Below are 19,609 nucleotides of genomic sequence, written 5' to 3'. Positions count from 1 at the left end.
CCGCCACCGGCGGGGGCCTTCGTCGTCCCTGCGGACGACCGTGCTCAGTCCAGGTGGAGGTGGAGCGCGTTGGCGAGGCGGGCAGCGGCGTCGGTGACCCGGATCTCGCGCTTGCCCACCTCGTCGGGGTAGTCCTCGAACCGGAGGCTCGGGGCAGGTGCGACGGCTGCGTGCGCAGCACGCTCGAGGCGGCCCTGCAGGCCGAGGTTGCGCCCGGCCGCCCGGCCGTCGGCGGCCATCTCGGCGGGGGTCCCGAGGTCCTCACGGACGAAGTAGGAGGGGCGTCGCGACGTCGTCATGACGACGACGCTATTGGCTACTGATGCGTATCCCGAGGCGTACCTGACGGTAGTGTCGCGGCGTGTCCCTCCTCGTAGCCGGATCCATCGCGACCGACCACCTGATGTCCTTCTCCGGCAGGTTCGCCGACAGCCTGGTCGTCGACCAGCTCGACAAGCTGTCGGTGTCGTTCCTCGTGGAGGACCTGGAGATGCGCCGCGGCGGCTGCGCCGCCAACATCTGCTTCGGCCTCGGCAACCTCGGCCTGCGCCCGGTGCTCGTCGGGGCCGTCGGCGAGGACTTCGCCGAGTACCGGTCCTGGCTCGAGCGCCACAACGTGGACTGCGACTCCGTGCACGTCTCGAAGACGCGCCACACCGCGCGCTTCGTGTGCACGAACGACTCCTCCATGGCCCAGATCGCCAGCTTCTACGCCGGCGCGATGAGCGAGTCGCGCGAGATCGAGCTCAAGCCGATCGTCGACCGCGTGGGGGAGCCCGACTACGTGCTCGTCGGGCCCGACGACCCGCAGGGGATGCTGCGCCACACCGAGGAGTGCCGTCAGCGCGGGTACCGGTTCGTCGCCGACCCCTCCCAGCAGCTCGCCTTCGGGGACGGCGACCTCATCCGACCGCTGATCGACGGCGCCGCGATCCTCTTCTCCAACGAGTACGAGGCCAGCCTGATCACCCAGAAGACCGGCTGGAGCCGCGAGGAGGTGCTCTCGCGCGTCGGCACCTGGGTCGTCACCCTCGGCCCCGACGGCGTGCGCATCGACCGCGAGGGCGAGGAGTCGGTCGTCGTCCGTGCCGTCCCCGAGATCGAGAAGGTCGAGCCCACCGGCGTCGGTGACGCCTTCCGCGCCGGGTTCCTCGCCGCGCTCAGCTGGGGCCTGGGCCACGAGCGCGCCGCCCAGCTCGGCTGCCTCCTCGCCGTCCACGTCGTGGAGCAGATCGGCACGCAGGAGTACGAGATCGGCCGGAGCGCCTTCCTCGAGCGCTGCGCGGCGACCTACGGCGACGCCGCGGTCGCCGACTTCGAGCCCCACCTGCGCACCATCCGGCCCTGAGTCAGCCGGTACGTCGTACGACGTAGCGGGGGACGCCGTCGGCGGCGGTGTCCGCGCCGACGTAGTCCTGCCCCTTCATCCGGCACCACGCCGGCACGTCGACGGCGGCGGCCGGGTCGCGGGCGACCACCGCGAGCAGCTGCCCGACCGCCACGTCCGTGAGGTGCCGGGCGAGCTCGATGACCGGCATCGGACAGGGCAGCTCGCGGCAGTCGAGCTCCAGCGCCGGGTCGTGGGAGCTCACAGCCCCACCCGAGACCGGATCTCGGCGATGATCGAGGGCAGGACGTCGCAGAGGGCGTCCACGTCGGCGCGGGTCGTGTCGCGCTGCAGCGACAGCCGGACGTTGCCGTGGGTGAGCACGCCCATCGCCTCCAGGACGTGGCTGGGCGTCAGCGTGGAGGCGGTGCAGGCGGAGCCGCTGGCGACCCCGAGGCCGCGCCGGTCCAGCTCGGTGACCAGCGCCTCGCCGTCGACGTAGAGGCAGGAGAACGTCACGAGGTGGGGGAGCCGGTCACGCGGGTCGCCGACCACCTCGACGTCCGGCACCTCCGCGGCCACGCGGCGGCGCACCACCTCGACCAGGTCGTGCTGGCGGGCGTTGACCTCGTCGCGCTCGGCCACGACGGCCTGCAGGGAGGCGGCGGCCGCGAGGACCGCCGGGACGTTCTCGAAGCCCGTCGACCGCTCGTCCACGCGGTCGTCGCCGGGGAACGGGTTGCGCCACCGGGCGCGCTTGCGGACCAGCAGCACGCCGACACCGGCCGGGCCTCCCCACTTGTGCGCCGATCCCGCCGCCGCGGCCCAGCCGTCGGGCAGCGGCAGCCGGCCCATCGACGCGCAGGCGTCGGTGAACAGCGGGACGTCGTCGGGGAGCTCGAGGTCGCCGACCGGCTGCACGGTGCCGACCTCGTGGTTGGCGGTCTGGAGGGCGACCACGCCGACGCCCGGCCCGCCCGCGCGCTCGACGAGGTCGCGGCCGTGCACGCGGCCGTCGCCCGTGACGGGCACCTCCTCGGCCCGGGCGCCCCACGCCACCGCGTGCCGGACGGCAGAGTGCTCGACAGCGGCGTGGACGACGACGTCGCCCCGGCGCGAGCCCCGCACCAGCCCCAGCAGCCCGAGGTGCACCGCATGGGTGCCGCTGGGGGTGAAGGTCACCTCGTCGGGTCGCACCCCCAGCGCGGCGGCCGTCACCTCGCGGGCGTTGTCGAGCAGCAGCCGCGCCTCGCGGCCGGCCCGGTGCAGCCGCCGGGGGTCGGCGTACCCCCGGTCCAGCGCGGCCAGGAAGACCTCTCGCGCCGCCGGGTGGAGCGGCTGCGCGGACGCAGCGTCGAGGTCACGCTGCCCCGCCGCCGCCCCGGTCACAGGGGCAACCTATGCCACCCACGCGTGGGCGCTCACGCGTTCCCCGGTCAGCCCCACCCTGCCCGGCACGGCACCGCCGGTTGGGGATACCCTTGGCACGTCGAGAAGGACCGAGAGAGAGGCTCGTCAGTGGGTCTGCAAGTCCCCAAGCCTTCAGTCGCGCCGGTGCGGCGCGTCCTGAGGGTCGCGCTGCTGGGCGTGACGATGCTGGTGCTGGCCGGGTGCTCCGAGGCCGACAGCCACCAGATCGCCAACTTCGCCATGCCCGACCGCGCCAGCGAACAGGGCCCCTACACCTACGAGCTGTGGAAGTGGGCCTGGGTCGCCGCGCTCGCGACCGGCGTCATCGTCTGGGGCCTGATCTTCTACGTCGTGGTGAAGTTCCGTCGCCGCAGCGACGACGAGGTCCCGAGGCAGACGCGCTACAACCTGCCGCTCGAGGTCTTCTACACGATCGCCCCGGTCCTGATGTGCGTGGTGCTGTTCTTCCACACCGTCCGCGTCCAGGACGTCATGACCGAGCTCGACCCGAACCCCGACCTGACCATCGAGGTGACCGGACAGCAGTGGTCGTGGACCTTCAACCACGGCCTCGGCGAGCAGAACACCGACGCCGAGGGCCGCGAGGGCGACTACGCCTACGAGGAGTACGCCTACACCGTCGGCGACGCCAGCGAGATCCCCACACTCGTGCTCCCGGTCGACCAGCGCGTGCAGTTCAACCTGCGCTCGCCCGACGTCATCCACAACTTCGGCGTGCCGTCGTTCCTGACCCGCATGGACGTCATCCCGGGCCGGGTCAACCAGCTGCAGGTGACGCCCACCGTCATCGGCACCTACGCCGGCAAGTGCTACGAGCTCTGCGGCACCTACCACCAGCGGATGCTGTTCCAGGTCGAGGTCGTGAGCCAGGCCGACTACGACGCCTACCTCGCCGAGCTGGAGGCGGCCGGTCAGACGAACGAGCGCCCGATCACCGGCGGTGCCAACGTCGAGACGCAGGCCGGTCTGGGCGAGGACGACAACCAGGAAGGGACCGAGGAGTGAGCGCTCCTACCATCAGTCGCCCCGGGCACGAGACGCCCGGCGAGCCGCCCCGCAAGGCGCTGGGCGAGCAGGTCGTCCGCCTGCTCACCACCACGGACCACAAGCTGATCGGCAAGCTCTACCTCGGCACCTCGTTCGCGTGGTTCCTCATCGCCGGCATCATGGCCATGCTGATCCGCTCGGAGCTGGCCTACCCGGGCATGCAGGTCGTCAGCGAGCAGCTCTACAACCAGCTGTTCACGATGCACGGCACGATCATGCTGCTGCTGTTCGCGACGCCGCTGTTCTTCGGCTTCGCCAACGTGATCATGCCGCTGCAGATCGGCGCGCCCGACGTGGCGTTCCCGCGCCTGAACATGTTCAGCTACTGGCTGTTCCTCTTCGGCGGCCTCATCACCGCCTCCGGGTTCCTCACCCGTGACGGTGCCGCCGACTTCGGCTGGTTCGCCTACACGCCGCTGTCCGACGCGGTCCGCAGCCCGGGAGCGGGCGGCGACCTGTGGATCATGGGCCTGTGGATGGCCGGTCTCGGCTCGATCCTCGGTGGCGTCAACTTCATCACCACGATCATCTGCATGCGCGCGCCCGGCATGACGATGTTCCGGATGCCGATCTTCGTGTGGAACACGCTGATCACCAGCATGCTCGTGATCATGGTGTTCCCGATCCTGGCGGGGGCGCTGCTCTCGCTGGAGGCCGACCGCATCCTCGGTGCCCACGTCTTCGACCCCTCGCACGGCGGGCCGATCCTGTGGCAGCACCTCTTCTGGTTCTTCGGGCACCCGGAGGTCTACATCATCGCCCTGCCGTTCTTCGGCATCGTCTCGGAGATCCTGCCCGTCTTCAGCCGCAAGCCGATCTTCGGCTACGTCGGCCTCGTGGCCGCCACGCTCGGCATCGCCATGCTGTCGGTGGCGGTGTGGGCGCACCACATGTTCGTCACTGGCGCCGTCGACCTGCCGTTCTTCTCCGGCATGACGTTCCTCATCGCGGTGCCGACCGGCGTGAAGTTCTTCAACTGGATCGGCACGATGTGGGGCGGGTCGGTGTCCTTCGACACGCCGATGCTCTGGTCGATCGGCTTCCTCGTCACCTTCCTGTTCGGCGGACTGACCGGCATCATCCTCGCCAGCCCGCCGCTGGACTTCCACGTCTCCGACTCCTACTTCGTGGTGGCGCACTTCCACTACGTCGTGTTCGGCACCGTGGTCTTCGCGATGTTCGCCGGCTTCTACTTCTGGTGGCCGAAGATGACCGGCCGGCTGCTCGACGAGCGCCTCGGCAAGCTGCACTTCTGGCTCCTCTTCGTCGGCTTCCACACCACCTTCCTCGTGCAGCACTGGCTGGGCGTGGAGGGCATGCCGCGCCGCTACGCCGACTACCTGCCGGAGGACGGCTTCACCACGCTGAACCAGATCTCGACGGTGGGCTCGTTCCTGCTGGCCGCCTCGACGCTGCCGTTCCTCTACAACGTCTACGTCTCGGCGAGGGCGCCGAAGGTGACGGTCGACGACCCGTGGGGCTGGGGCCGCTCGCTCGAGTGGGCCACCAGCTGCCCGCCGCCGCGGCACAACTTCACCACCCTGCCGCGCATCCGCTCCGAGTCGCCGGCCTTCGACCTGCACCACCCGGAGGTGGCGCTGCTCGAGCTGCACGACAACGAGGCGGAGGGCGACGGCGACGTGGCCGACGCCCCCGAGGTCCGCGGCCGCGAAGAGCTGCTGCGCGACCGGGTCGAGGGCGACGGCAACGACGGCAACGACGACAGCAAGGGAGAGCGTCGATGAAGGCAGAGTCCTGGGTCTTCGGCATCACGGCCCTCTTCGTGGCGATCGTGTCGCCCGCCTACTGGTTCCTGAGCGAGGACCCGACGGGCACCTCGGCCCTCGTGATGACCGCGCTGCTCTTCGGCATGGTCACCCTCTACCTCGCCTTCCACGCCGCGCGCATGGACCCGCGTCCGGAGGACCGCAAGGAGGGCGACATCGCCGACGGCGCCGGTGAACTGGGCTTCTTCCCGCCCTACTCCTGGTGGCCGCTGTGGTGCGCCGCGGCCCTCGGCGTCATCGTGTTCGGCACGGCGATGGAGCAGTGGTGGCTGGTCGTCATCGGCTTCACGGTCGGTGCCGTGGTGACGTGCGGGTTCATCTTCGAGTACTACCGGGGCGAGCACGCCCACTGAGCCCCGCCGACTTCGGGAGAGCCCGTCCAGCACGTACGCTGGGCGGGCTCTTGCTCGTCGTGTGTCCCTGGGGGTTCCTCGCATGCGCCTTCGCGCGCCCGCCGTGCGCTCCGTGCGCCGCCGTACGACGCTCGCCGCCACGCTGCTCACGGTGAGCGGCGTCCTCGCGGCGTGCACCTCCTCGTCCGGGCCCGGTGACGGGTCGGGCGGCCCCGAGGACGGCTCCGGCGCCTCGGGCGCGCCCGCGAGCAGCGCGCCCGACCCGGTCCGCCTGACCACCGGCTTCCGCCGGTCGCAGGGCGTGCCGATCGACCGTCCGCTCGTCGTCGGTGCCGAGGGTGGCACCCTCGAGGACGTACGGGTCACCTCCGCCGCAGGCCCGCTCCCCGGCCGGGTGTCGGGCGGGACCTGGACGTCGGAGCAGCTCATGGAGCCGGGGACGGACTACCGCGTCACCGCGACCGCCACGCGGTCCGACGGCGAGCGCGTGCATCGCACCCGCACCTTCCGCACCGTCGACCTCACCCTCGACGAGCAGACCTTCCCCGCCGTCGCGCCGCTGGACGGCGAGACCGTAGGGGTCGGCATGCCGGTCGTGGTGTCGTTCGACCTGCCGGTGCGGGACCGTGCCCTGTTCGAGGAGCACATGCACGTCACCAGCACGCCGGCGCAGCGCGGCTCCTGGTACTGGCTCAGCGACCGCGAGGCGCACTGGCGGCCGGCGACCTACTGGCGGGCGGGCAGCGACGTCTCGGTGGACCTCGACCTGAACAGCCTGCCCGCGGGCAACGGCATCTACGGCCAGGAGTCGCGGCGCGTCGACTTCCACGTCGGTGAGTCGGTGGTGAGCAAGGTCGACGTGCGCAGCCACACCATGCGCACCTTCGTCAACGGCCGGCTCGCCCGGACGATGGCGATCAGTGCCGGCAAGGCGGGGTGGGAGACGCGCTCGGGCACGAAGGTCATCATCGAGAAGTTCCGTCGCAAGCGGATGGACGCCGCCACGATCGGCGTCGACGAGTCCGACCCCGAGTACTACGACCTCTCCGACGTGCAGTACGCGCTGCGCGTCACCTACTCCGGCGAGTTCCTGCACGCCGCGCCGTGGTCGGCGGGCTCACAGGGCAGCGCCAACGTCTCCCACGGCTGCGTCGGCATGAGCCTCAGCGACGCCCAGTGGCTCTACGACCGCACCCACCGCGGCGACGTCGTCGAGGTCGTCGGGTCGGCGCGGCAGATGACCCTCGAGAACGGCTACGGCGACTGGAACCTGAGCGAGCGGGCCTGGCAGAAGGGATCCGCTCTCTCCTGAGGGCGCCGGACCATGGAGGAGCTCAGCCCGACGCTCGTCAGCTGGGCGTCCCTGCTCGAGGACACCACCCGCGCCCAGGCGGAGCGGGCGGCGAGCATGCCGTTCATCCACCCCCACGTCGCGCTGATGCCCGATGCGCACCTCGGCCTCGGCGCCACCGTGGGATCGGTCATCCCGACCCTCGGGGCGATCATCCCGGCTGCCGTGGGCGTGGACATCGGCTGCGGCATGATCGCGGTGCGCACCCAGTACCGCGCCGAGGAGCTGCCGCGCGATCGTCGGCGGCTGCGTGAGGCGATCGAGAGGGCGGTGCCGCTCAGCGCCGGTGCGGCGAACCGCACGGTCGACCGCGAGCACACCGAGCAGCGGCTCGAGCGGCTCCGCGGGCTCGCGGAGGACGCGGGCTTCGACCCGGCGGCGTACGCCGCGCGTTGGGAGCTGCAGCTGGGCACCCTGGGGTCGGGCAACCACTTCATCGAGGTGACCACCGACGAGAGCGGGGGAGTGTGGCTGTTCCTGCACTCCGGCTCCCGCGGTGTCGGCAACCGCATCGCGCAGGAGCACATCGCGGTCGCTCGCGAGCTCTGCGCCGACATGGACCTGCCCGACCGGGACCTCGCCCACCTCGCCGAGGGCACCGAGCAGTTCGACGCCTACCTGCGCGAGATGCGGTGGGCGCAGACCTACGCGCTGCTCAACCGCGAGGAGATGATGGACCGGGTGGTGCGCGAGCTCGCCGAGTGGGTCGACGGCGACGTCGAGCGCGTCGAGGAGATCAACTGCCACCACAACTACACCGAGCTGGAGCACCACTACGGCCGCGACGTGTGGCTCTCCCGGAAGGGCGCCATCAACGCCGAGGCGGGCCGCCCGGGGCTGATCCCGGGGTCGATGGGCACCGCGTCGTACGTCGTCGTGGGCAAGGGGCTGCGGGAGTCGCTGAACTCCGCGCCGCACGGCGCCGGGCGGGCGTACTCGCGGACCCGGGCGAGGAGGACGTTCACCGCCGACGACCTGCGTGCCGCCATGGCGGGGATCGAGTACCGCGACACCGACGCGTTCGTCGACGAGATCCCCGCTGCGTACAAGGACATCGACCAGGTGATGGCCGACGCGGCCGACCTCGTCGAGGTGCGCCACGTGCTCCGACAGCTCGTCAACGTCAAGGGCGACTGAGCCCGGACCGGCCCCGCCCGGACGAGCGGAGGGCCCGCCGGGACGAATCCCGGCGGGCCCTCTCGCGTGGTGCTGGCGGATCAGTGGTCGCGCAGCGGCACCTGGTCGGCGTCGCGCTGGCGGTGGTCGTCGAACTGGTGACCGTCGACCGGCTGGTCGAGCCCCGACTGCAGCTCCGCCTCGTGCTGCGCGTGGTGGTGCGCCTCCTCGAGCTCACCGGCCGTGGGCTTCTGCACGTTGTGGCTGAACATCCACGACGAGAGCTTGGCCCGCACCTTCTCCGAGCGCGAGTTCGGCGCCGGGACGCCGGCTGCGTCGCGGCCGCCGTCCACGGAGAGCACCTCGTCGCGGTCGCGCGCGGTGAGCGTGTAGGCAGCCGTGCCGCTGATCGGCAGGTGCCGCTCGGAGTACTGCCCGTCGGGGGAGCGGGTGATGATGCCCGTCTCGTAGCCGTGGAGCAGCTTCTCGTTGTCGTGGCGCTGCAGCGAGATGCACCAGCGCCGGGTGATCCAGAACGCGAGCACCGGGCCGAGGAAGATGGCCACCCGCATGAAGTACGTGATCTGGTTGATGCTCAGGTCGAGCTTGATCGCGATGATGTCGTTGCCGCCGGCCGCCCAGGCGAGGCCGTAGAAGGTCATCAGGGCGACCATGACGGCGGTGCGCGTCGGGGCGTTGCGCGGGCGCTGGAGCAGGTGGTGCTCGCGCTTGTCACCGGTGATCCATCCCTCGATGAAGGGCAGCAGCATCAGCAGGACGAGCATGAGCGGCGGGACGATCAGGATCGGGATCATCACGTTCCACGAGATCGTGTAGCCGAAGAGCACCGTCTCCCAGTTGCTCGGGATGATCCGCAGCAGGCCGTCGGGCCAGCCCATGTACCAGTCGGGCTGCGAGCCGGCCGTCACCTTGGTCGGGTCGTAGGGGCCGAACTTCCACACGGGGTTGATCGTCAGCAGGCCGCCCATGATGGCGATGACGCCGAAGACCATGAAGAAGAACCCGCCGGCCTTGGCGGCGTACACGGGCAGCATCGGGAAGCCGACGACGTTCTGCTCGGTGCGGCCGGGGCCGGGCCACTGCGTGTGCTTGTGGTAGACGAGCAGCAGCATGTGGGCGGCGATGAGCGCCAGCAGGATGCCGGGGATCAGCAGCACGTGGATGATGTAGAGGCGCGGGATGACCGCCTCGCCCGGGAACTCGCCGCCGAACAGCATGAACGACATGTAGGTGCCCACCACCGGCGTGGCCTTCAGGAACCCGTCCGCGGCGCGGACGCCGGTGCCCGAGAGCAGGTCGTCGGGCAGCGAGTAGCCGGTGAAGCCCTCGAGGGTGCCGAGGAGCAGCAGGAGGCAGCCGATCACCCAGTTGAGCTCGCGCGGCTTGCGGTGCGCACCGGTGAAGTACACGCGCAGCAGGTGCACCATCATCGACGCGATGAAGATCATCGCGGCCCAGTGGTGCATCTGGCGCATCAGCAGGCCGCCGCGCACGTCGAAGGAGATGTGCAGCGTGGAGGCCATCGACTCCGACATGCCGATGCCGCGCAGCTGGTCGTAGGAGCCCTCGTAGGTCACGTGCCCCATCGACGGGTTGAACCAGAGCGTGAGGAACACGCCGGTGAGGAGCAGCACGACGAAGCTCCACAGCGCGATCTCGCCGAGCATGAACGACCAGTGGTCGGGGAAGACCTTGCGGAGGTTCTTCTTCATCGCCGTGCCCAGGCCGAGGCGCTCGTCGGCCCACGAGGCCAGGGAGCCCGCGCGACCCGGCTTCGACGCGGTCGCGGCGGTGGTGCCGTTCGTCGTCGCGACCTTGCTCGTGTCAATCCTGGAGCTGCTGCTCATGCTTCTCACGCTCCCAGTAGCTAGCCCCGATGGGCTCGGTGAAGTCGCTCTGTGCGACGAGGTACCCCTCCTCGTCCACCGCCAGCGGCAGCTGGGGGAGGGGGCGGGCAGCCGGACCGAAGACGACCTTGGCGGAGTCCGCGAGGTCGAAGGTCGACTGGTGGCACGGGCACAGCACGTGGTGGGTGGTGCGCTCGTAGAGGGAGATCGGGCAACCGACGTGGGTGCAGATCTTCGAGTAGCAGATGATGCCGTCGACGGTCCACTTCTCCCGGCCCTCGGCGGGCGTGATGTCGTCGGGGTTCATGCGGACGATGATGATCGCGCCCTTGGCCTTCTCGACCTGCTCCTCCACGCCGTGGAGCTCGGGGTAGCCGTTCTCCTCGGAGGGGAACAGCGCCTCGGGGGCGGCGTTGATGAGGTCGCCCATCTCCATCTCGCTCGCGAGGATCGGGGTGCCGACGACGTCGCGCACCAGGCGCATGCCCGGCTCCCAGATCGTGTGGGCCAGCCTGTCGATGTCAAGGACGTCGCCGGGGGCCAGGTCGCGCAGGGCGACCACGGCCGGCAGTCCCAGGAAGCCGACGGCGCCGATCATGGTGTTGCGGATGAGCGGCCGGCGGCCGATGCCGGACTCATCGAGGCCGGCGTTGAGGGCCGCGACGGTCGCCTCGCGGTCCTCGGGGGGCGAGGCCGCCGGGTGCCGCATCTCGACCAGCTCGTGGTCGGACATCAGCTTGCGGGCCCAGTGGATGATGCCGATGCCGATGAGCAGCAGCGCCATGCCCAGGGTCAGGCCGAGGGTGACCGTCGAGGCGCCGAGCCCGGCGACGGTGTCCCAGTTGTCGCCGATGTCGAAGGTGAAGTAGGCGACGACGAAGAGCACCGAGCAGAGCATGGCGGCGCCGAACATCGCGGCGACCTGCCGCTCGGCGCGCTTCTCCGCGCGGGGGTCGACGTCCGTCGGGCGCCACGTGTGCTCCGGCAAGCCCGGGTCGGGGATCGGCTCGGCCCGGTGGGTCGAGACGTGCGGGTCGATGGCCGCGGACGAGGTCGTCGCCGCCGTCGAGCCGGCGTACTCTGCCGGCGTGCCGTCGTCGGCGTTGTCCGGCGGGGGCGTCTGGTTGGTCACGCGTTCACCTTGGTCTTCTTGCTCCGGGTCGTGTGCGAGGCGATCCACACCGCGGCCACGACCAGTCCACCGATGCCGACGATCCACGCGTACAGGCCCTCCGACACCGGGCCCAGGCCGCCGAGCGAGAAGCCGGCGTACTCGGGGGTCTCACGGATGCTGTAGAGGTAGGCGATGACGTCGCGCTTCTCCTCGGGAGTGAGGTTGCCGTTGCTGAAGTTGGGCATCTGCTGCGGCCCGGTCAGCAGCGCCTCGTAGATGTAGCGCCCGTCCACGTCGTGCAGGTCCGGGGCGTAGCCGCCGCGCGGCATCGCGCCCCCGGCGCCGTTGAAGTTGTGGCAGGCGGTGCAGTTGGTCAGGAAGATCTGGCCACCGCGGGAGATCGCCTCCTCGCGCTCCTCCTCCGAGAGGCCCTCGATGGAGTAGTCCGACTCGTCGGGGATCGCCGGGCCGGGACCGAGGGAGGCCACGTAGGCGGCGAGGGCGTCGATCTCCTCCTGGCTGAACACGACCGGCTTGCGCGGCGCCTGCTGGCTGGGCCGCACCATCGGCATGCGTCCGGTGCCGACCTGGAAGTCGACCGCGGCGGCGCCGACGCCCACGAGCGACGGGCCGACCTGGTAGCCCTCGCGCACCGTCGGGATGCCCTCGCCGTTCTTGCCGTGGCAGAACGAGCAGCTGGCGAGGAAGAGCTCCTTGCCCTTGGCGACCTGCTCGGTCTCGCTCGGCTGGGTGTCAGCCTGGGCAGGGGAGAAGGCCGCGTAGAGGGAGCCGCTGAGCAGCAGCCCCATCAGGAGCACGACGAGACCCGCGAGCGGTCCCCGACGGTGCCGGGAGAGGCGACCAGCGGTTCGGTTGAGCAGACGCACTGTTTGTGTCCTTGCCGGTTGCGACGGTGTTGGCTGTCTGGGTGCTTACTTGATGACGTAGATCGTGAAGAACAGACCGATCCACACCACGTCGACGAAGTGCCAGTAGTAGGACACGACGATCGCGGTCACGGCTTGCTCGTGGGTGAAGCGCCGGGCCAGGTAGGTGCGGCCCAGGACGAAGAGGAAGGCGATCAGGCCGCCGGTCACGTGCAGGCCGTGGAAGCCGGTGGTCAGGTAGAACATCGAGCCGTAGGCGGAGCTCGACATGGTCATGCCCTCGTGGACCAGCTCGGCGTACTCCAGCGCCTGGCCGCCGATGAAGATCGCGCCCATGACGTAGGTGAGGATGAACCACTCGCGCAGGCCCCACTTGGTGAAGTTGAGCAGCGAGCCGGTGCGACCGACCTGGCCGCGCTCGGCGGCGAAGACGCCCCACTGGCAGGTGAACGACGACGCGACCAGGATCGCGGTGTTCGCGGTGGCGAAGGGGACGTTGAGCAGCGCCGTCTCCTGCGCCCACAGCTCGGGGCTCACCGCACGGATGGTGAAGTAGGCCGCGAACAGCGCCGCGAAGAACATCAGCTCGCTGGAGAGCCAGATGATCGTGCCCACGCTGACCATGCTCGGTCGGTCGTGGTGCCCGTGCAGACGGGATGCCGGAATCGCGGTTGCTGTCGCCACGTCCTCATTATGGCTGCTGCCGGAAGCGGAGGGCACCCCGACCCCCTCTCGGGCGGCGTCATAAAGTTCACAGGGTGCTCATCCCCCTGTCCGCCGCCTCCCAGGACGCTGCGGAGACCCTCCCGAGGTTCACCCTGGGCCGGCTTCTGACCGACTGGGGCATCGACCCGATCCCGTTCGTGGTGACGGTGTGGGCGGTCGGGCTCTACGCCCTCGGCGTCGCGACGCTGCGCCGCCGGGGCGACCGCTGGCCGGTCGGCCGGACGCTGTCCTTCGTGGGACTCGGGATGGGGTCCTTCGCCTTCGCCACGATGAGCGGGCTGGGGCGCTACGACACCACGCTGCTGAGCGTGCACATGGTCCAGCACATGCTGCTGTCGATGGTCGTGCCGCTCGCGCTGGCGCTCGGGGCGCCGGTCACCCTGGCCCTGCGCACGCTGCCGCCGGCGCCGCGCCGGTGGCTGCTCGCCGTCGTCCATTCACGGGTGGCCACCGTGCTGGCCTTCGCCCCGCTGGCCTTCGTGCTCTACGTCGCCTCGCCCTGGGCGCTCTACTTCACCCCGTGGTACGACGCCAGCCTCGGCTCGGCGTACGTCCACCAGGTCATGCACGTCCACCTGGTGCTCGTCGGCACGCTGTTCTTCTGGCCCCTCATGGGCATCGACCCGGTCCCCGGCCGGGTCGGGCACCCCTTCCGCGTGCTGCTGACGTTGATGACGCTGCCGTTCCACGCGTTCCTCGGCGTCACGATCATGGGGCAGACCACGCTCATCGGCGGCGAGCACTACCTCGCCCTCCGCGAGGGCCCGATGGGCTCGTGGCTCCCCCCGGCGCTGGAGGACCAGCACCTGGCCGGCGGGATCCTCTGGGCCAGCGGCGACCTGATCGGCGTGCTGTTCTTCGGCGTCCTGTTCACCCAGTGGGTGCGCTCCTCGATGAGGGAGGCGGCGCGCGAGGACCGGCGGCTCGACCTCGCGGAGCGGCGGTCGCGGGTGTGACGTGTGCCTCGCAGCGGCCGCGGGGTGACCACGGTTACGATGCCCTTCGTGACTGACGCCCCCGCAGACCGTCCGATCAAGGTCCTCGTCTACAGCGACGACGTGAACACCCGTCAGCAGGTCATCCTCGCGCTCGGTCGCCGTCCGCACCCCGACCTCCCGGAGCTCCAGTACGTCGAGGTCGCGACGGAGCCCGTCGTCCTGCAGAACATGGACCGCGGGGACATCGGGCTCGCGATCCTCGACGGCGAGGCGGTCCCGGCCGGCGGCATGGGCATCGCCAAGCAGCTCAAGGACGAGATCTACAAGTGCCCGCCGGTCGTCGTGCTCACCGGCCGGCCGCAGGACGCCTGGCTCGCCACCTGGTCGCGGGCCGAGGCCGCGGTCCCGCACCCGATCGACCCGATCCAGCTCGCCGAGGCGGTCGTCGCGCTGCTGCGCCCGACGGTCCCCGCCACGAGCTGACACCCCGCGGGCGGTCAGCCGCCGCGCCACTAGCCTGACCCCATGTCCCACACCTGGCCCGACGTCCTCTCCACGCTGGTCGCCGGGCGCGACCTGACGACCGAGCAGGCGCGATGGGCGATGGACGAGGTGTTCGCCGGTGCGGCGACCCCCGTCCAGCTCGCCGGCTTCGTCGTGGCGCTGCGCGCGAAGGGCGAGACGGTCGAGGAGGTGTCCGGCATCGCGGCGGCCATGCTGGCCGCTGCGAACCCGATCTCCGTCCCGGGACGGCTGCTGGACGTGGTGGGCACCGGTGGGGACCGCTCGATGTCGGTCAACATCTCCACGATGTCCGCGATCGTCGCCGCGGGCGCGGGCGCCCGGGTGGTCAAGCACGGCAACCGCTCGGCCTCCTCGCAGTCCGGCTCCGCGGACGTGCTGGAGGCGCTGGGCATCCGCCTCGACCTCGCGCCGGCGCGCGTCGCGCAGGTCGCCGAGGAGGCCGGGATCACCTTCTGCTTCTCCGCCGCCTTCCACCCCGCGATGCGTCACGCGGCGGTGCCGCGCCGCGAGCTCGGCATCGCCACGACGTTCAACGTCCTCGGTCCGCTGACCAACCCGGCCCGCCCGCAGGCGCAGGCCATCGGCTGCGCCGACGCCCGGATGGCCCCGGTCATGGCCGGCGTGCTCGCCCAGCGCGGCGTCGACGCGTGGGTCTTCCGCGGTGACGACGGCCTCGACGAGCTGACCACGACGACCACGTCCACCGTGTGGCGCGTTCACGGCGGCGACGTCACGGAGCACACGGTGGACCCGGCGTCGCTCGGCCTCGCCCGCGCGACCACCGAGGACCTCCGCGGAGGCGACGCGTCGCACAACGCCGACGTCGTACGTCACGTGCTGGCCGGCGAGACGGGGCCGGTCCGTGACGCCGTCGTGCTCAACGCCGGGGCCGCGCTCGCGGTCCACGGTGCGCCTCAGGACGACGTCGACGTCGCGCTGGCCGCCGGCGTCGCGAAGGCGGCGGAGGCCATCGACGCGGGAGCGGCGCAGGCCGCACTCGACCGGTGGGTCGCGGCGACTGCCTGCTGACCGCCTCCGAGGTCTGCAAGGACCCCGGGCATGGCCTCCAGCGGAGAACCGACCTCGGTGCTGTCCCTCGTGCTGCCGACTGGGATCGCGCTCGACCGTCTGTCGTGGCGGACAGAAGCGCTACCGTGCACTCGGATAGGGGACGTCCCGGCTGGCGAGCTCTCTGGCATCTCGTCTCGAGGTCCTGATGACGAATTCTGACCAAGGCGGGGCCGGCGATGACGCGAGCGGGCCGAGCGCTGGGCTCGGTGTCGCGACTACGCGCGCTGCGGCGGCACCATGAGTGCGAAGCGGTGGTCCGACTGCAGCACGTCCCAGCCTTGGACGTGCGCCAGCGTGTAACCCAGTGGCGACTTCGGGTCCAGCAGAGCGATGTCGACGTCGAGCTTGCGAAGCTCAGTCTCCCAACCGGCGTTGAGTTGCTCGAGGTCGGAGTTGCGCTTGATCTCTGCGTCGGTGAAGACATCGCCGTAGCCGTGCATCGCCCATGCCAGATCGGGATGTCGAAAGACGAAGTATGAGCCGGTGTTCCAATCGTTGAGGACCCTGGAAGCTGGCGGCATCGCATCGAGTCGAGCGTCGACCCAGCGAGGCACAACAGGCCCTGCTGGATGCACATGGAGATGTACGGCGAGGACCACCGCCGAAGCGAGGCCCATGACGAACAGAGCGAGGCTCTCAGGTCGCTGAACCGGCCCCGTGGACGGCGCCAGGCGGCCGATGGTGGACGCCAGTGCAGGGGTGAGAAGGAGGCTGCCGACCACCGTAGTGCGGAGCGAGTACAGGCTCCAGATGAGCGCGAGCAGGACGATGGCTACCTCGACCCAGGGGACAGGTTGCTGCCGGAAGCCGGCAGCAACGACCACTACGAACATCAATCCCAGGACCGCGCCCGGGAGGGACGTGAAGTCCGGCGCGCCCCACTCGGCGAAGTACTCGGTGCGCGTCCCGACGACGAACAGGGACCTGTAGGCATCGACCCCAGTCGGGGTGAGAGCCGACACCGCGAACGACCCGATGGCGACCAGGCCCAACGGCATGAGCGTCTTGGCGGGGAAACGCCGCTGGAGGGCCAGCGCTGTCAGCACCGCGACCGCGATCGAGAGTCCGACCGGCCACAGCCCGTGACACATGGGCCAGACCCAGGCCACGGCAAGCAGCCAGTAGCGAGGTCGGCCGTCGCGCGCCGAACCCAGCCAGGCAGCGAGGGTGGCCATGATAAAGACGTAGCTCAGCATCTGCGGCCGGGGGGACAGTCCGGGCGAGGCGGCGACGATTCCGACCGTCACGGCCAGGGTCGCCGGCAGCGGTGCTGCGACGCCGCGACAGGTGACGTAGGTGCACACGATGAGGACGACGAGGACGACAGAGGTCGCCCACACGACGCCGATGGGGCCGCCCCTGTCCATGCCCCACGCCATCACGAGCTGTGTGAGCCACTGGGTCGGCGTCCACTCCGCCGAGTCCAGCTGACCGAGATGCCCCGGATGCTGCACGCTCCATCCATCGAGGAACTCCTGCCCCAGGCGCAGGTGGAACCACAGATCGCTCTCGGCAGGAGGCAGGCGCTGCTGCCATCCGAATCCGAGCATCAGCACGCCGAGGCCGATGAGCGGCACCACGCGGCGGATCACGATGGTGATCATGGGGCCAGGTCGAGGCGCCACGCCTCGCCCGTCCGCTGGAATCCGAGCCGCTCGTAGTACGCCCCCACCATCCCTGGACGCGTCACGACGTGCCGGATACCTCGGCTGGCGAGCACGCCGCTCCGGCGCCACACGAACTCTCCCGGCGCGAAGTCGCGGTAGCGGGGTGTCACGTAGTCGAGCAGGACGTCCGCCGTCGAGCCGTTCCCATGGAGGAGCACCACTCCCACGGTCTCGTCGTGCTTCTGGACGAGGAACGCGTGGTGCGTGCTTGACGGGTCGAAGTCGAATCCAGGGTTGAACCTCAGGATGTCGGTACCGTGCACGCGCAGTGTATGACGGAGGTACTCGTCGGTCGGAGCCACCTCCAGAACCTCGAAGACCTGCTCGTCGTGCCGTTGGCGCAGCATCTGAGCGATGAACCACGCGTTGATGATCACCAGCACCGCGTTCATTCCGACCATCGGCCAGACCGACAACATCGCGTTGAAGATGATGAGGATGAAGCACGCGACCGCATTGAGGACTCGCAGCCGCAGCACGCTCGACTGGAGCAGGGAGTAGACGAGGAGGGCACTGCCACCCCACCCGAGGACGTCGAGCCAATGGGCCGCAAGCCAGGTCACTGCTGGAGACTAAGGCACCACTTGGGAGCTTCGATGGAAATGACCGTTCACCTCCGAACCCGAACTGGGTCTGTCATCCTTCCGCAATGCCTCTGGCTGTTGTCCTTGCGCGTTCGAACCGCTCGCGGGGTGATCGTGTGGCGGCTCGGCGCGAGTCCGGAGCCCATCAGGTGGCGCCATCCCGCTCGAGCTGGATCCTCGAGCTGCCTACCTCCTTCGTGGTTGTGCTTGCGACGCACACCATGCTTCAACAGCTGTTGACTGTCAGCGGACTCGAGCCGATGAGCTCGCACCTCGCGAGCGGCGTTGTCGCGGCGTCACTGCTGCTCACATGGTTGCTGCTGTCGCGGACCCTGGTCACGCCCGGCGCCGGGTCGCCCGAGCCCGGATTCGTGTACGCCGCTCTGGCGGCGCCCGTCGTCCTCGGCTGTCATGCACTCCTGGGAGTCGTCCTCACGGGGCGCGAGTGGATCGAGTGGTTCCTGGGTGGTGACAACGTCCGCCACGTGGTCGTCGTGTCGGACCTGATCCACCAGGGCGGCCTCACCTACACGGATCCCTACCCGCGCGGCTGGCACGCACTTGTCTCGACCATCTGGGTCGCCACGCACCACGCCTCACCTGAGGAGGCGATCTCGCGGTTCGTCCAGTTCGTTGGGGCAGCGACATGGGGCCTCACCGCACTGCTGATGCTCACCCTCGGCAGCACCGCTGTCACCGTTCTGCAGCGCGTGCGCGTCCGAGGTCGCCTCGCATACCTCGGGGTCGGACTGGCCGGGCTCGCCGGCCTGTTGCCGAGGATCACGTCCGATCTCCTCGCACTTGGCTTCCAGACGTCCATTTTGAGCACCCTCGTACTCGCGGTCCTGGTCAGAGAAGCGTTCAGTGACCGGACGAGGATCACCAGCATCGCGGTGTCGGCATCGTGCTGCGTGCTGATGGCCCACTCCTGGCAGCTCTTCCTTCCGATACCAGTGGCCATCCTGGGAGTCGCGGTCATCTTCGCTTGGCCGACGTGTGGAGCGACAGAGCGCATCAAGATCGTGGGGGTTGCGGCACTTGTCGCGCCGGGGTGCTGGGTCCCCGTAGTCGAGCTGCTCCGGACCACTGACGTGCAAGCGGTGGGACTGCCCGGCGTCGCCCCGGAGATCCCGTGGTCCCTCATCGTGCTCGGGTCCTTGGCCTTCCTCCACGTAGCACGCTGGTCACACGACTGGCGTCTGGTCGGTACCGCCGGCATCGCCGTATTCGCGCCTGCCCTGACCGCGTGCATGTTGGTAGCAGTGCTGGGTGTGGGCCTGAGTGACTACTACCCGACGAAGATGCTGGGGACCACCGCCGTGCTCTCCGTACCGTTCATCGGAGCCTCCGCGGCCATGGTTGCCTCTGCGGAAGCCCTTCCGCGGTTGACGCGCCGTCTCACGATCGCCGTGGCTCTCGTGGTCATGACAGCCGGCGTGGTGTCGCCGGCCGGAGCCCTGATGGGCGTGTGGTCGACTGTACGAGCGGACGTCGTGCTGCGCGCGATCGAGATGCCGGCGGCTGCTGACGCAGACGGCGTATGGATGCGGTCGGAAACGGAGACCACCGTTGTCCGGACCCTGCTGGACGTCCACCGGCCAGAGAGAGCGCCGGGGGCGGTGCGGGACGGAGTGACACTCGCCCAGGAGTGCGCAGCCTTGAGAGCGGCGAGCAGGCCTGTCGTGCTCACCACCCACAACAGCGACGGAGCTCGGCGCCGGTACTCATGCGCGCCGGTGTCCGTCCTCCGTGTTGAGAACTGAGCACCTCGCGCGCAGCCGGATGGGTGAGGGACAGACTGCTTCGTCGGTAAGGTC

The 19,609-nt window shown here is 70.0% G+C and carries 19 protein-coding genes; 10 read left to right on the top strand and 9 right to left on the bottom strand.

Features of this window, described 5'->3' with window-relative positions:
- Positions 1 to 44 precede the first annotated feature (44 nt).
- A complete protein-coding gene (locus J3P32_RS01815) occupies positions 45 to 299 on the bottom strand; it encodes a hypothetical protein (RefSeq protein WP_210438169.1) in 255 nt (84 codons plus the stop codon).
- Positions 300 to 361: 62 nt separating this feature from the next.
- Between J3P32_RS01815 and J3P32_RS01810 the strand changes: the two genes are divergently transcribed.
- Complete coding sequence (locus J3P32_RS01810) at positions 362 to 1,348, top strand: carbohydrate kinase family protein (protein ID WP_210438168.1); 987 nt, start codon at positions 362 to 364, stop codon at positions 1,346 to 1,348.
- A 1-nt stretch (position 1,349) separates the two neighbouring features.
- Here the strand turns inward: J3P32_RS01810 and J3P32_RS01805 are convergent, their stop codons facing one another.
- Together J3P32_RS01805 and J3P32_RS01800 are read right to left on the bottom strand one after the other, a co-directional pair.
- Positions 1,350 to 1,592, bottom strand: a complete 243-nt coding sequence (locus J3P32_RS01805) for a sulfurtransferase TusA family protein (RefSeq protein ID WP_307807649.1) — start codon at positions 1,590 to 1,592, stop codon at positions 1,350 to 1,352.
- Positions 1,589 to 2,716 carry a cysteine desulfurase family protein gene (locus tag J3P32_RS01800; protein WP_210438167.1) on the bottom strand — a complete coding sequence of 376 codons (1,128 nt, stop codon included), beginning with the start codon at positions 2,714 to 2,716 and terminating at the stop codon, positions 1,589 to 1,591. Before J3P32_RS01800 ends, J3P32_RS01805 begins: the two co-directional genes overlap by 4 nt.
- Positions 2,717 to 2,881: 165 nt before the next feature.
- Here J3P32_RS01800 and ctaC point away from each other — a divergent pair, with 165 nt between their 5' ends.
- From ctaC to J3P32_RS01775, 5 genes are all read left to right on the top strand, one after another.
- A complete protein-coding gene (gene ctaC / locus J3P32_RS01795) occupies positions 2,882 to 3,763 on the top strand; it encodes an aa3-type cytochrome oxidase subunit II (RefSeq protein ID WP_307807648.1) in 882 nt (293 codons plus the stop codon).
- A complete protein-coding gene (gene ctaD / locus J3P32_RS01790; RefSeq protein WP_374222501.1) occupies positions 3,760 to 5,550 on the top strand; it encodes an aa3-type cytochrome oxidase subunit I in 1,791 nt (596 codons plus the stop codon). Before ctaC ends, ctaD begins: the two co-directional genes overlap by 4 nt.
- Positions 5,547 to 5,945 carry a cytochrome c oxidase subunit 4 gene (locus tag J3P32_RS01785; protein WP_210438166.1) on the top strand — a complete coding sequence of 133 codons (399 nt, stop codon included), beginning with the start codon at positions 5,547 to 5,549 and terminating at the stop codon, positions 5,943 to 5,945. The genes ctaD and J3P32_RS01785 overlap by 4 nt, the downstream gene beginning before the upstream one ends.
- A gap of 82 nt (positions 5,946 to 6,027) precedes the next feature.
- Positions 6,028 to 7,257: a L,D-transpeptidase gene (locus J3P32_RS01780; protein ID WP_246849851.1), complete on the top strand. Its 1,230-nt coding sequence runs from the start codon at positions 6,028 to 6,030 to the stop codon at positions 7,255 to 7,257.
- A gap of 12 nt (positions 7,258 to 7,269) precedes the next feature.
- Positions 7,270 to 8,433: an RtcB family protein gene (locus J3P32_RS01775; RefSeq protein WP_210438165.1), complete on the top strand. Its 1,164-nt coding sequence runs from the start codon at positions 7,270 to 7,272 to the stop codon at positions 8,431 to 8,433.
- Positions 8,434 to 8,513: 80 nt separating this feature from the next.
- Here J3P32_RS01775 and qcrB read toward each other — a convergent pair whose 3' ends face one another.
- Genes qcrB through ctaE form a run of 4 tightly spaced genes read right to left on the bottom strand, consistent with a single transcriptional unit; the run spans position 8,514 to position 12,965 of the window.
- Positions 8,514 to 10,280 (bottom strand): cytochrome bc1 complex cytochrome b subunit, encoded by a 1,767-nt coding sequence (gene qcrB / locus J3P32_RS01770; protein ID WP_210438164.1) that lies wholly within the window; start codon positions 10,278 to 10,280, stop codon positions 8,514 to 8,516.
- Complete coding sequence (qcrA, locus tag J3P32_RS01765) at positions 10,258 to 11,412, bottom strand: cytochrome bc1 complex Rieske iron-sulfur subunit (protein ID WP_307807646.1); 1,155 nt, start codon at positions 11,410 to 11,412, stop codon at positions 10,258 to 10,260. Before qcrA ends, qcrB begins: the two co-directional genes overlap by 23 nt.
- Positions 11,409 to 12,281, bottom strand: a complete 873-nt coding sequence (gene qcrC, locus J3P32_RS01760; RefSeq protein WP_455430089.1) for a cytochrome bc1 complex diheme cytochrome c subunit — start codon at positions 12,279 to 12,281, stop codon at positions 11,409 to 11,411. Before qcrC ends, qcrA begins: the two co-directional genes overlap by 4 nt.
- A 45-nt stretch (positions 12,282 to 12,326) precedes the next feature.
- Positions 12,327 to 12,965 carry an aa3-type cytochrome oxidase subunit III gene (ctaE, locus tag J3P32_RS01755; RefSeq protein WP_210438163.1) on the bottom strand — a complete coding sequence of 213 codons (639 nt, stop codon included), beginning with the start codon at positions 12,963 to 12,965 and terminating at the stop codon, positions 12,327 to 12,329.
- A gap of 74 nt (positions 12,966 to 13,039) precedes the next feature.
- On the opposite strand from ctaE, the gene J3P32_RS01750 reads away from it, so the two are divergent.
- Genes J3P32_RS01750 through trpD form a run of 3 tightly spaced genes read left to right on the top strand, consistent with a single transcriptional unit; the run spans position 13,040 to position 15,499 of the window.
- Positions 13,040 to 13,963, top strand: a complete 924-nt coding sequence (locus tag J3P32_RS01750; protein WP_307861544.1) for a cytochrome c oxidase assembly protein — start codon at positions 13,040 to 13,042, stop codon at positions 13,961 to 13,963.
- Positions 13,964 to 14,011: 48 nt separating this feature from the next.
- Positions 14,012 to 14,428 carry an Rv3143 family two-component system response regulator gene (locus J3P32_RS01745; protein WP_307807644.1) on the top strand — a complete coding sequence of 139 codons (417 nt, stop codon included), beginning with the start codon at positions 14,012 to 14,014 and terminating at the stop codon, positions 14,426 to 14,428.
- Between the two features lie 42 nt (positions 14,429 to 14,470).
- Entirely contained in the window at positions 14,471 to 15,499 is a 1,029-nt protein-coding gene (gene trpD, locus J3P32_RS01740) for an anthranilate phosphoribosyltransferase (RefSeq protein WP_210438160.1), read from the top strand.
- Positions 15,500 to 15,756: 257 nt separating this feature from the next.
- Here trpD and J3P32_RS01735 read toward each other — a convergent pair whose 3' ends face one another.
- Both J3P32_RS01735 and J3P32_RS01730 read right to left on the bottom strand, forming a co-directional pair.
- A complete protein-coding gene (locus J3P32_RS01735) occupies positions 15,757 to 17,145 on the bottom strand; it encodes a hypothetical protein (protein ID WP_210438159.1) in 1,389 nt (462 codons plus the stop codon).
- Positions 17,142 to 17,771: a hypothetical protein gene (locus J3P32_RS01730; RefSeq protein WP_210438158.1), complete on the bottom strand. Its 630-nt coding sequence runs from the start codon at positions 17,769 to 17,771 to the stop codon at positions 17,142 to 17,144. Before J3P32_RS01730 ends, J3P32_RS01735 begins: the two co-directional genes overlap by 4 nt.
- Before the next feature lie 281 nt (positions 17,772 to 18,052).
- On the opposite strand from J3P32_RS01730, the gene J3P32_RS01725 reads away from it, so the two are divergent.
- Positions 18,053 to 19,555: a hypothetical protein gene (locus J3P32_RS01725; RefSeq protein WP_210438157.1), complete on the top strand. Its 1,503-nt coding sequence runs from the start codon at positions 18,053 to 18,055 to the stop codon at positions 19,553 to 19,555.
- The last annotated feature ends 54 nt before the right edge of the window (positions 19,556 to 19,609 follow it).

Source organism: Nocardioides xinjiangensis (assembly GCF_017916385.1).
In the GTDB taxonomy this organism is placed as follows: Bacteria; Actinomycetota; Actinomycetes; order Propionibacteriales; family Nocardioidaceae; genus Nocardioides; species Nocardioides xinjiangensis.
This window is presented reverse-complemented; position numbering and strand designations above follow the sequence as displayed.